The organism is Pedobacter sp. Leaf250 (genome assembly GCF_920984735.1).
GTDB lineage: Bacteria > Bacteroidota > Bacteroidia > Sphingobacteriales > Sphingobacteriaceae > Pedobacter.
On the sequence record NZ_CAKLBU010000033.1, the window covers coordinates 1 to 13056 of the forward strand.

The window sequence follows — 13056 nt, forward strand, 5'->3', positions numbered from 1 at the left end:
GGGCTAAACCTTTTTTACGGTATAACTCAAAGTTTACCTAGCCTCGAATGGCCTCACACGAACAGTCAATATATTTTGCATAACAACAATATAATGACCTTTTTAAAATTCTCAGTAAAAATAAAAGTCTCGATTTTATTAGTCAGGAAATTAACCTCCGTAAAATAAGCAATTTGATTTTGGATGGCTTTGTTACATTTTCTAAGCGTGGATGTTAGACTGTTAAATATGGAATGGTTAATCTATTTGCTTCAGGTAAGTGTATGTACGGTTGTGTTTTTCAGTTTCTATCTTCTGGTTTTAAGAAAATTAACTTTCTTTAAGTTTAATCGATTTTATCTGCTGGGTTCACTGTTTTTAAGTTTCATTATTCCTTCCTTACAGTTTGAAGTTCAACGTAAAATCATTTTTGCTGATAATGAAATTCAAACTTCTGTTACAGACCTACAGCCTATAAGTAACGAACCATTCCAACTAATAAAGCCTGTTGTAATTAAATACCAGCCTAATAATGAACAAAATATAAATTGGAAAAAGTTAGGGCTTTACCTTTATGGTGGTATTGCTTCAATGATAATAATAGCATTTGGCTGGCGTATGCATGATTTGTTAAAATATACTCAGCACTATGTTACTACAAATGATGGGCTAAAGTTGATATCGAAAAATAAAGGTTTTACCAATTGCTCATTCTTCAACTACGTCTTTATCGATGAAAATAGCTTAAGCGAGGCTGAATTGCAGGTTTTATTAAAACATGAAAAAGTTCATGCGCAACAACTTCATTCATTGGATAAAATTCTGCTGATGCTATTTAAATCCATGCTTTGGTTTAACCCAATCGTTTACCTATTTGATAAAGCTTTAGAACAAGTTCATGAATATGAAGCAGACGAAATTACATCATCAGATTTTGGTAATCAAGCTTATGCCAATTTACTGTTAAGACTTGCTGTTGCCAAAAGTGATATGCCATTGATTCACAATTTTGTGAAAAGCCCGATTAAGGATCGAATTAAAATGTTGTTTAACTCAAAATCTAGAAACTTGAAAAAATCATTTTACTTGCTAACAGTTCCAGTTATTTCTTGTTTAGTGTGGTTATTTGCTGTAAAAGTTGTTTATGCGAACGAAGCTCTTCCAATATCTAAACTGAAAATTGATAATAGTAAAGTTATAGATTCAACACCAGCTAAACAGAAAGTCATTTTTAAAAAGAAACAAAATGTTAAAGAAATAGTTAGTACTGATACTACAAAAAAGATGTTAAGTTTAGTTCTTCCCAAAATCAATTCTTTCAAAAAGCTAACGGGAGATGCAAAAAACACAATCTTCATGATGCAAGATGCTGTAATTGAAATAAAGTCTGATATATTGAGGGCCGAAAATGTGGAATGGAATAGAAAAACAAATATTTTAATAGCTAAAAATTCATCTTTGACCAATTCTGATGGGAATAAAGTAATTGCCTCCTTATTGATTTATGATTTGAACAAAGGAACATACAGGATCGTTTCTGAAAAACAAAATTTTGAAGAAATAGAAATCAAACAAGAAGAATCTGATTCGTTCGCTTTAGATTTGAAAGTGGAGTATAAGGCTGATACTGTTAAATTTAGCAAAAGTAAATCAATCATTTACTTAATGGGTGATGCAGAGACTTCCTTTAAAAATACAAAGATCTTTGGGAAAAAAATTATTTATAATTCACAATCTCAAATGTTGAGTGCCACAAACGCAACTATTTATTCAAAAAATAAGAAGGTACTTCAGGCAGATAGCATTTATTATAATTTAAAAACTTCCAAAGCAAGAGTATTCGGTTCTGAATTAAATCCATAATGCAAAAATTATTTCCTGTAATTGTATTTGCTCTGATTATTATTGGTTTGAAAGTTCAGGCCCAATTTAAAGTTACTGGCGAAATCAAATCTGAAAAAAATGTTCCAAAACAACATATTTCTATAAAGCTAATTGATGGTGGCGGTAAAACGAATTATACTCAATCGGATAGTTTAGGTAAATACAGTTTTACAAATATTAATGTAGGAGAATGTGTGATAACTTTCTCGGCTATTGGGTTTCAAACGCTAAAAAAAACTTTTCAATTTACAGGCGATACCATCATCAATATACAGCTAAAGGAAACTGCAAATACACTTGATGAAGTTCAAATCAATTCAAAAAAGCCTTTATTCGAAAAAAAGATAGATCGAACAGTTTTTAACGTAGAAAACAGTATTGCCGCATTGGGAACTGATGTTTTAGAATTATTGTCAAAAGTTCCCGGTGTTCGGGTGATGAACGATCAGGTTTCACTCGTAGGCAAAGGCAATGTCAATCTGATGATTAACGATAAACTCATTCAGCTTAGCCAGGATGATTTATCAAATTATCTCAAATCCATTTCATCTGATCAGATTTCGAAAATAGAAGTGATTACCAATCCTCCGGCAAAATACGATGCTCAAGGGAATAATGGTCTGATTAACATTATGTTGAAGAAAGTTACGGTTGAAGGTTTCAAAGGAACTATTAATACGGTTTTCACCCAGGCTAAACATCCTACCGCCTCTGCTGGTGGGAATTTTAGTTGCCGAAAAGATAAAATCACGCTTTATTCTACATTAAATATTCGAAAAGGTTCTATTGTTCCCTTTGAGCAAAGCAATGTGTTTTATCCATTGCAAACCTGGAACGTTGTTAATAAAGATCGAAATTTCAGAACTGTTCCTAGCGGATCATTGGGTATGGATTATCAACGCTCTCCAAAAACTTTACTCGGATTATCTTACAATGGGGGTTTAACCAATTTTCATTCAGAGGAGAATATCAAAACAAGTGTTATCAATATCAATCAACTAGTAGATTCGGTCTTAAATTCAGATGCCAATGCTAAAATCAGGTCGCGATACCATTCTGCAAACCTTTATTTAAAGCAAGCGCTTGATTCAACTGGAAAGCAAATTACTTTTAATGCCGATTGGTTTAAACTTGGCGATGAGAAGGAAAGGTTTTTTAATAACCAGAGTTATTTGGGCAATGGCAGCAGCATCCCACATTCATTTGCCGAATATTTATCTACCAGTAAACAAAATATAGAATTGTATACAGTTAAAGCTGATGTTGATTTGCCTTTTAAAGATTTTAAAGTTTCGTTTGGCACAAAATTCAGTTTCATCAATAATGAAAGTGATGTTAATTTTTTCAGGAAACAGAATAATATTTTTGAAATTGATGACAAGCAAAGTAATTTGTTTAACTATCGGGAGAATACCCAGGCTGCCTATGTCAACCTTAACAGAATAATAAAGAAATGGGATTTTCAACTCGGATTAAGAGCAGAGTATACACAGATAGAAGGTGTTTCGTTGGGAGAAAAAAACCAAAACAATTATTTTCAGATGTTCCCTACATTTTATACTGTTTATCGATCTTCGGATAAAAGTATTTGGAGCATCAATTATGGACGCAGGATTAACCGTCCAGCTTATCGAAAACTAAATCCATTTCGGTGGTACAGCAATCAATATGTGTATACTGAAGGAAATCCGTTTCTGCAACCGTCTTATAATAACAATATTGAATTCTCTCACATTTATAAAAACACTTTAACCAGCACTTTCTCTTTTAGCAATACCACCAATGGTTTTATTGATGTAAATTTTATTGATGCCAATACTAACACCCAGGCTTCGAGGCCAATTAATTTTATAACGGGTTATAATTATCAATTTAGTAATGCTGTTGTTTTTAATCCTGTTAAAAAATGGCAAACGATTAATCAATTTGATGTTTTTTATAACGTTTCCAAATCAAATATTGTACAAACACAAGATGAATTAATGGGGTTTGGTGCTTACTTTTCTACCTTAAATCAATTTACTCTAAATCAGTCGAAAACTTTTTTTGCCGATGTAAATTTTTGGTATCAGTTTCCTGCGGTAGATGGCTTAAATGAAAACAGGAGTCAATGTAATTTGGATTTTGGTATTAAAGCTTTGCTGCTGAATAAAAAACTTCAGCTATCTTTAAATGCAAACGATGTTTTGAAAACCAACAAGTATAGGTTTAGCAGTTTAATCAATAATATTAAACAAGATTATAATAATTATTACGACGCCCAACAGCTGCGATTTACTGCTCGATTTAATTTTGGGAATGAGAAAATTAAACAGCTGGAAAGGAAAGCTGGTAATGAAGAGGAGCGGAGAAGAAGTAACTGATTTGAGAGGTAAGATGGTATAAGATGTAAGACGGATGATGGAAAATAGACGATTTGCCCGTCATTGCGAAATCAATCCTTCATTGATTGAAGCAATCTCATCGTGAAAACTGTTTTTTTGAGAGGAGATTGCTTCGTGCCTCGCAATGACGACCGCTCTTAAAATACTCTTATATTAAAAATTATCATTTTAGAATGATTAGACTCTTCCATCAAACATTTTCCATCTCCTAAAACGCCTCAGCAATACTGATGTAAAACCCACTCTGACGCTTTTCATTTGGTCTTTTTTCACCAATTCCATAATCTAAACGAACGCTAATTCCTTTTTCAGGATCAAAGAAATAGCGTAATCCTGCACCGTAGTTAGGTTTAAAAGCTCCGGTAGAAAAATCATCAACTCCCCAAACTGTTCCCGCCCCGCCGAAAACGGTGGCACCAAAACGGCTATTGTACCGATAGCGTAATTCACTTTGTATGGCCAAAAGATTTTTATCGCGATAACGGCCACCATAATAGCCACGCATTATTTCATCATTACCCATTTGCGGCAATAAATATATAGGCGTATTGTTGCCAATTACAGTATTGTATAATCCCTGTACACCAATGGCAAAACTCCTGTTCAATTTCCAAAAGTTCCGAGCATCAATTTTTATCTGACTGCCAGTAAAATTTCCTGCTGAAAAAATATTAGGTGCGTATTGGTAAGTTCCTCTGATGAAAAAGCCTTTTGTTGTGTAATTGTTGTTGTTCCTGGCATCGTAACTTTGCGATACACCCAAATACAAAACACTTCCGGTTCTGTTATTATAGTATGGATCTTTACTGAAAATACCATCTGCTACTAAATCATTGTATTTGTAATTTTCAAAACCCAATGAAACGCCAGTGTAGGCTTTTGGCAACAACTGCTGTTCGGCTTGCAGCAGCACTTTAATTTGTTGTTGAATCAGTTTATCTTCATTAGTTTCTTCAGTATTATTGCCAATGCCGTAAAAATTAAAAGGCATGCGCTTAAAACGCAATTCGCCAATATAATGGAGTTTATTTCCTTTTCCCCAAATATCCATTAACGAACTCATGTTATAAGCTTTCAATGTAGAATAGTTGAGATTTAAAGTTAATGAAGATGGACGATTTGTAGTATCTAACCGATCGGCATAAAAGCCAACAATTGCACCAACACCGAACTGAAATCCAGTTTCTTGGGCATAACCAAATGATGGAATGGGTAAGAAGCTGGCTTTGCGCAAAGTATCTTTCTCGTTTGAAAGCAACTTCTTAATTAATTTCATTTGGGCAAATGAACTTCCAGATAGGAATACAAATACCAGGAGGAAATAAATTTTTTTCATTGCCGCAAATTAAATCATTTTTTATTTAAGATTTATTTATTGGCAGGTGGCGGTTTATTTTATGACGATAGCTTGGAATTCATTAATAGTTTCAGTACACAGGCCACCTAAACCGGATTGAAGGGGAAAGCGCCCAGTATTTCATTGGGCCTTGTACCAAAAAGCCGGGCTGCCGTAACCCATATCTACAGGTTTTGCTTTTCGAAAAAGATCTTTCGGCTACGCTCAGGATGCCAATAGCATAGAGAATTGGTTAATTGTTTAAATCGCTTAATCAATTCTGAACGCTAAACGCCCAACGCCAAACGCTTTTAATGTTTTATCCTTTCGGGCTAAATGCCTACTTTTGCGCAAAATAACACAAAACAAAATGAGCAATACAAGAGGACCAATATCTCAGTTCATGGAGCGTAATTATCTCCATTTTAATGCTGCGGCAATGATGGATGCAGCTAAAGGTTACGAAACGCATTTAGATGAAGGTGGTAAAATGATGATCACACTTGCTGGTGCAATGAGTACAGCTGAATTAGGTATTTCACTTGCAGAAATGATTCGTCAGGATAAAGTGGCGATTATTTCTTGTACTGGTGCTAACCTTGAAGAAGATATTATGAATCTGGTTGCGCACTCACATTATAAACGTGTGCCTAACTACCGCGATTTAAGTCCGCAGGATGAGTGGGATTTATTGGAAAACCACTACAACCGTGTTACGGATACTTGTATTCCTGAAGAAGAGGCTTTCCGTCGCTTACAAAAACACATTCAAAAAATCTGGATGGATGCTGAGGCTGCAGGCGAAAGATATTTCCCGCATGAATTTATGTACAAAATGCTTTTAAGTGGCGATTTGGAGCAATACTATGAAATTGATCCGAAAAATTCATGGATGTTAGCTGCGGCTGAAAAGAATTTGCCAATTGTTGTTCCGGGATGGGAAGACTCTACAATGGGAAATATTTTTGCTTCTTATGTTATGAAAAACGAATTAACGGCAACTACAGTAAAGGGCGGTATTGAATATATGGGTTGGTTAGCCGATTGGTATATTGCAAATAGTGGTGGTAAAGGAATTGGTTTCTTCCAAATTGGTGGTGGTATTGCTGGCGATTTCCCGATTTGCGTGGTTCCAATGTTATATCAGGATATGGAAATGGAAAATATTCCTTTCTGGAGCTACTTCTGCCAGATTTCTGATTCAACAACTTCTTACGGTTCATATTCTGGAGCAGTTCCTAATGAGAAAATTACCTGGGGTAAGTTAGATATTCATACACCGAAGTTTATTGTTGAAAGTGATGCGACAATTGTAGCCCCATTAATGTTTGCCTGGATTTTAAAACAATAAGTATAACATTTCGATAAAACAAAAATGTTGATGAATGCCCATTGATGATAAAATCAAAAAATGGGCATTTTTATTGGCTGAAAGGCTTGAAATGACATTTGTTTAGAATGATTATAAATTGTATTTCCAGTCACTATTATGTCATGGGATTTATTAATAAGTTATACTTTTGTTCAAGTTTTGGTGGAGCTACATCAGTTCAGGCATCAATCTCACAACAAAAAGTAAATTAAATAAGTATAAAGTGTTCATTATGAGAGATATCTCGATGATTTTAAAAAGCGTTTGGAAGTCGTTATTCGTGTTTTCAGCAGTTACTGTGATGGCGGTTTCAACCGTTAGTGCGCAGGATGCTAAAGAGGGAAGAACGCTTTTCAGAGCTAAATGTTCTTCATGTCATGCCTTAGACGCGAAATTGATTGGTCCTGCTTTAACAGGAGTATCCGATCGTCACTCTGAGGAATGGTTATTGAAGTGGATTCCAAATAGTGCTGGTTTAATCGCTTCTGGCGATCCTGCTGCTGTAAAAGTTTTCAATGAAAATGGCAAGGTTGCGATGACTTCTTTCCCTGAGTTAGATGATGATAAAGTAAAAAGCATCTTAGCTTATATTAAAGAAGGCGAGCCAAAAGCTGCTGTAGATCCAAATGCACCTAAGGCTGATGCTGGGGAAAGCGGTACTTCAGGTTTATCTATTGCAGGTATTGTTGCTATTGTTTTAGTAGGTATTTTGATTTTGGTAATTTTAGGTCGTGCATCTAAATTACTGGAACGCTTAATTCTACAAAAACAAGGTATTGAAATTGAAGAAGATGTGCCGTTAAAGGTAGGTGTTCGTAAAATGTTCAAAAACAAGAAGTTCGTAATGTTCTTCATCTTGTGTTTGGTTATCGCTTTAGGATCATGGGGTTGGATGGGCATGTGGGATACAGGTGTTCATACCGATTATCAACCAGTTCAGCCAATTAAATTCTCACACGAGTTACACGCTGGTATTAATCAAATCGATTGCCAATACTGTCACAATGGTGCGTTTAAATCTAAAAATGCTACTATCCCTTCATTAAATGTTTGTATGAACTGCCATAAAGCTGTTCAGGCGAGAGATAATTATGATGGTGAGATTTCTCCGGAGATCAAAAAAATCTACAATGCATTAGGTTACGATCCGGAAACTCAGCAATATGATAAGAGCAAAGAAAAACCAATGGAATGGGTACGTGTACACAATTTGCCTGACTTTGCTTACTTCAACCACTCTCAACACGTAGTTGTTGCAGAAGATGCTATTCGTAAAGCAAAAGGTTTACAACCAACAGAACCTGTATGTTTCGCATGTCACGGTCCGGTTAATACAATGGAAGAAATTTATCAATATTCTCCATTAACCATGAAATGGTGTATTAACTGCCACAAGGAAACTGATATTTCTGGTCAGAAAAATAATGCTTTCTACGCTAAGGTTATCGAAGCGCATGAGAAAATTAAAAAAGGCGAGAAAGTTACACCAGCGTTATTGGGTGGTTTAGAGTGTGGTAAATGCCACTATTAATAGTTAGAGTTTTTAAGAAACGTTCGAATAAACAGTAATATAGCTTAAATGGAAAGCAACAAAAAATACTGGAAAGGCTTAGAGGAGTATAACAATACACCCGATTTTGTTAAGAATAACAAAAACGAATTTGCCGAGCCACTTCCAATAGAAGATGTTTTAAATGAAGCAGGGTTAAGTACCGTTACCCCACGCCGCGACTTTTTAAAGGCGTTAGGTTTTGGTTTGGGTGCAGTTACTTTAGCTGCATGTCAAAGTGCCCCTGTACATAAATCTATTCCTTACTTGGTAAAGCCTGAAGAGGTTACACCGGGTATTCCTAACTATTATACTTCGAGCTTTAACGGCCAAAGTATTTTAGTAAAAACAAGAGAAGGTCGTCCAATTAAAATTGAGCCAAATCCAAATGCTGGTGAATTTTTCTGTGGAACAGATGCAAGAGCTCAGGCTTCTGTATTGGATCTTTATGATGTATCAAAATTAAAAGCACCGGTTCTTAAAAACGAGGAAACAACCTGGGCGAAGGTTGATAGTTTTGTAAAAGGTGAATTGGCAAAAGCACAAGCGGGTGGTAAAAAAATCCGTGTAGTGGCTTCTACAGTAAACAGTCCTTCAACAAATGCTGTTTTAGCACAATTTATTACCAAATATCCTGCTGCTAAATTGGTTCAGTATGATGCAGTTTCTTACACAGGTATTATTCAAGCCAATCAAAATAGCTTCGGTAAAGCGGTACTGCCAAAATATAACTTCGATAAAGCTGATTTAATTGTAAGTTTTGGTGCCGATTTCTTAGGTACCTGGATTAGTGGAGAAGAGTTTACTGCTCAATATACTGCTAACCGTAACTACAAATCATTAGAAAATAAAAAAATGAGCCGCCACATTCAATTTGAAAGTGGAATGAGCTTAACTGGTACAAATGCAGATACTCGTGTTCCTGTAAAATTATCAGAAGAAGGTCCTGCCTTAATTGCTTTATACAATGCAATTACTGGTCAGTCTTTAGCTGGTGGTACATTAGGAAATAACACAACTGCTGATAAAGTAATCAAATTAGTAGCGAAAGAACTAACACAAAACAAAGGCAAAGGCTTAGTAGTTTGTGGTTCGAACGACGTATCTATTCAAATTTTAGTTAATGCCATTAATTCTGCTATCGGAAGTTATGGTACTACGATTGATTTAGATAACCCTTGTTATTTATATGCTGGTAACGATGCTGAATTTAATGGCTTAGTTGCTGAAATGAACCGTGGCGAAGTTGGTGCTGTACTATTTTTAAACAGCAACCCTGCTTACGATTTCATGAATGTGAAAACATTTACTGATGCATTGGCTAAGGTTCCTGCTAAAATTTCATTTGCAGATAGAGCTGATGAAACGGCTTCACTTTGTGATGCAATTGCTATTAACCATAACTATTTAGAATCATGGGGTGATGCAAATGCTTACGAAGGATATTATTCAATCGTTCAACCTACCATCAACCCGGTTTTCAATAGCCGCCAGGCTGAAGAGAGTTTATTGGTTTGGGCTGATGCTCCAATTAAAGATTATTATCAATTTGTTCGTAGTAACTGGGAAACCAAAATGCTGCCTGCACTTGGTTTAAAATGGAATGATGTGTTGGAAAAAGGTGTAGTTAAAGCTGGTGCGAAAGCAGCAGGTACCTATTCTTTTACCCAATCTCTTGTTGAAGTAAGTAGCAAAATCGCTTCTGCTAGTAAAGCTTTAGCTAAAGATATCGAATTACAGGTTTATGAAAGTGTTCCAATGCGTGATGGTAAAAATGCCAACAACGCATTCTTACAAGAATTACCTGATCCAGTGAGCAAAGTAACTTGGGATAACTATGTTGCCCTTGCTCCAAAATTCGCTGAAAAATTAAAGGTTAAAGAATTTGATGTAGTTACTGTTAAAGGTAGCAACGGATATTCGATTGATCTTCCGGTATTGATCCAGCCAGGACAAGCTCAGGGAACTGCATCTATCGCGTTAGGTTACGGCCGTACCAAAGTTGGTAAAGCTGGTAATGAAGTAGGTAAAAATGCTTTCCCTTTCGTTTCTTTCTTAAACGGAACAATGCAATATGCCAGCAATGTAACCATTACTCCAACAGGAGGTTACTATGAATTGGCACAAACACAAACTCACCATTCATTCGAAGGTAGAGCTGTAATTAAAGAAGCTACATTCAAAGAATATTTGAAAGATTCTTCTGCTGGTAACCACAAAGGTGAACACAAAGATTACGATCTTTGGGATGCTTACGAGAAACCAGGTAACAACTGGGTAATGGCAATCGATTTGAATGCTTGTACAGGTTGTGGTTCTTGCGTGGTTGCTTGTAACGTAGAAAATAACATTCCTGTTGTAGGTCGTGATGAGGTTCGCCGTCGTCGTGAAATGCACTGGATCCGTATCGATCGTTACTATAGCTACGAAACTAAAGATGGTGATGTAACTAAAGAAAAAGAAATTGCTAAGTTGGAAGATTTAGATCATGTTTCTGTAGTTCACCAGCCAATGTTGTGCCAACACTGTGATCACGCACCTTGCGAAACAGTTTGTCCGGTATTGGCAACTGTACACTCATCAGATGGTTTAAACCACATGGCTTATAACCGTTGCGTAGGTACACGTTACTGTGCAAATAACTGTCCATATAAAGTTCGTCGTTTCAACTGGTTCAATTACTGGAATGATTCTCGTTTCGATAATTACTTAAATAATGAGTTTACTCAATTGGTATTAAATCCTGATGTAACTACACGTTCTCGTGGAGTTATGGAGAAATGCTCAATGTGTATTCAACGTATTCAAGGTGGCAAATTGCAAGCTAAATTAGAGAAACGTCCATTAAAAGATGGCGATATTAAAATGGCTTGTCAAGAGGCTTGTTCAGCAAATGCAATCATATTTGGTGATTCAAACGATCCAAATTCTGAGGTTTCAAAAGCATTACGTTCAGAGCGTATCTACTACGTTTTAGAAGAGATCAACGTGAAGCCAGGTATCGGATACATGACAAAAATTAGAAACACAGATACAACAGTACAAGCGTAAGCTTTAGTATAAAGAAAATACAAATTATGTCAGGACATAACGAATCAATACTTAGAGAACCATTAATTACCGGCGATAATATCACGTATGCAAAAATTACGGATGATATTTTAGGGCCGGTAGAAAACAAGCCGAACAAGGCTTGGTGGATTGGTTTCATCGTTTCAGCATTAGGTGCTTTACTTTGGGTTGTAGCTGTGAGTTACACTTTTTGGAATGGTATCGGTGCATGGGGCTTAAATAAAACAGTTGGATGGGCATGGGATATCACCGGTTTCGTATGGTGGGTTGGTATTGGTCACGCTGGAACACTAATTTCGGCAGTACTATTGCTTTTCCGTCAAAACTGGCGTAACTCTATTAACCGCTCGGCAGAGGCGATGACAATTTTCGCCGTTATTTGTGCAGCAACTTATGTTGTTTCTCACATGGGCCGTCCATGGTTAGCTTATTGGGTATTACCATTACCAAATCAATTTGGATCACTTTGGGTAAACTTTAACTCACCATTGGTTTGGGATATGTTTGCCATCTCAACTTATTTCTCTGTATCATTATTATTCTGGTACACAGGATTACTGCCAGATATCGCAACTATTCGCGATCGTGCTGTGGGTACACGTAAAAAAATCTATTCTATCTTCTCTTTTGGATGGAGTGGAAGTGTTAAAACTTGGCAACGTTTCGAAGCGGTATCATTAATCTTAGCAGGTATTTCAACTCCACTGGTACTTTCGGTACACACTATTGTATCAATGGACTTTGCAACATCAGTAATCCCGGGATGGCACACTACCATTTTCCCTCCTTACTTTGTTGCTGGTGCAATCTTTTCAGGCTTTGCGATGGTATTAACCTTATTATTGGTTGCCCGTAAAGTATTAGGTCTTGAAAACTACATCACCATGTTCCACATTGAGTCGATGAATAAAATCATCATCTTAACAGGATCAATCGTTGGTGTGGCTTATTTAACAGAGTTCTTTATTGCATGGTATTCAGGTTCTGAGTATGAGCAATATGCTTTCATCAATAGGTCTACTGGTCCATACTGGTGGTCTTACTGGATGATGATGACTTGTAACGTAATCTCTCCACAGTTGCTATGGTTCAAAAAAATCCGTTTAAGCATTAAAGCAACATGGATCTTGTCAATCGTAGTAAACGTGGGTATGTGGTTCGAACGTTTCGTAATTATCGTTACTTCATTACACCGTGATTATATTCCATCAAGTTGGGCAATGTTTTATCCAACATGGGTTGATGTAAGTGTGTTCGTGGGTTCAATCGGTTTATTCTTCACTTTATTCTTATTATTCTTAAGAGTATTGCCTTCAATTGCTATTGCAGAGGTTAAATTATTATTAAAATCTGCAAGTGAGCAAGCGAAAATGAAACAGATTAAAGAAGGACATGAGAATAAAGAGTACGTTGCAGAATACGTAGAGTCTTTACAGAAATTTGATAGTGTTAAACAAGAAGATTACGCAAAAATATAACA

The 13056-nt window shown here is 36.1% G+C and carries 7 protein-coding genes; 6 read left to right on the plus strand and 1 reads right to left on the minus strand.

Translation table 11 applies throughout. The features are described from left to right. The first annotated feature begins 183 nt into the window (after nt 1-183). A complete protein-coding gene (locus tag LUA91_RS19985) occupies nt 184-1842 on the plus strand; it encodes a M56 family metallopeptidase (protein WP_231427883.1) in 1659 nt (552 codons plus the stop codon). Beyond that, the gene (locus LUA91_RS19990; protein WP_231427884.1) at nt 1842-4226 is read left to right on the plus strand and encodes an outer membrane beta-barrel family protein; all 2385 of its coding nucleotides are present in this window, start codon (nt 1842-1844) and stop codon (nt 4224-4226) included. Before LUA91_RS19985 ends, LUA91_RS19990 begins: the two co-directional genes overlap by 1 nt. Before the next feature lie 229 nt (nt 4227-4455). Here LUA91_RS19990 and LUA91_RS19995 read toward each other — a convergent pair whose 3' ends face one another. Further along, nucleotides 4456-5583, minus strand: coding sequence for an outer membrane protein assembly factor (locus tag LUA91_RS19995; RefSeq protein WP_231427885.1), 1128 nt, complete (start codon nt 5581-5583; stop codon nt 4456-4458). Between the two features lie 370 nt (nt 5584-5953). Here LUA91_RS19995 and LUA91_RS20000 point away from each other — a divergent pair, with 370 nt between their 5' ends. The 4 genes from LUA91_RS20000 to nrfD all read left to right on the plus strand — a co-directional run bounded on the left by LUA91_RS20000 (nt 5954) and on the right by nrfD (nt 13054). After that, on the plus strand, nt 5954-6934 hold the full coding sequence (locus LUA91_RS20000; RefSeq protein ID WP_231427886.1) for a deoxyhypusine synthase family protein: 981 nt from the start codon (nt 5954-5956) through the stop codon (nt 6932-6934). Between the two features lie 253 nt (nt 6935-7187). After that, entirely contained in the window at nt 7188-8486 is a 1299-nt protein-coding gene (locus LUA91_RS20005; RefSeq protein ID WP_231427887.1) for a c-type cytochrome, read from the plus strand. A gap of 48 nt (nt 8487-8534) precedes the next feature. Continuing rightward, a complete protein-coding gene (locus LUA91_RS20010; protein WP_231427888.1) occupies nt 8535-11555 on the plus strand; it encodes a TAT-variant-translocated molybdopterin oxidoreductase in 3021 nt (1006 codons plus the stop codon). Between the two features lie 26 nt (nt 11556-11581). Further along, nucleotides 11582-13054 (plus strand): NrfD/PsrC family molybdoenzyme membrane anchor subunit, encoded by a 1473-nt coding sequence (nrfD, locus tag LUA91_RS20015; protein ID WP_231427889.1) that lies wholly within the window; start codon nt 11582-11584, stop codon nt 13052-13054. Nucleotides 13055-13056 lie beyond the last annotated feature (2 nt).

Coding starts and splice junctions, on each gene's coding strand:
- LUA91_RS19985 (WP_231427883.1), top strand. CDS start 184: ATGGCTTTGTTACATTTTCTAAGCGTGGATGTTAGACTGTTAAATATG.
- LUA91_RS19990 (WP_231427884.1), top strand. CDS start 1,842: ATGCAAAAATTATTTCCTGTAATTGTATTTGCTCTGATTATTATTGGT.
- LUA91_RS19995 (WP_231427885.1), bottom strand. CDS start 5,583: ATGAAAAAAATTTATTTCCTCCTGGTATTTGTATTCCTATCTGGAAGT.
- LUA91_RS20000 (WP_231427886.1), top strand. CDS start 5,954: ATGAGCAATACAAGAGGACCAATATCTCAGTTCATGGAGCGTAATTAT.
- LUA91_RS20005 (WP_231427887.1), top strand. CDS start 7,188: ATGAGAGATATCTCGATGATTTTAAAAAGCGTTTGGAAGTCGTTATTC.
- LUA91_RS20010 (WP_231427888.1), top strand. CDS start 8,535: ATGGAAAGCAACAAAAAATACTGGAAAGGCTTAGAGGAGTATAACAAT.
- nrfD (WP_231427889.1), top strand. CDS start 11,582: ATGTCAGGACATAACGAATCAATACTTAGAGAACCATTAATTACCGGC.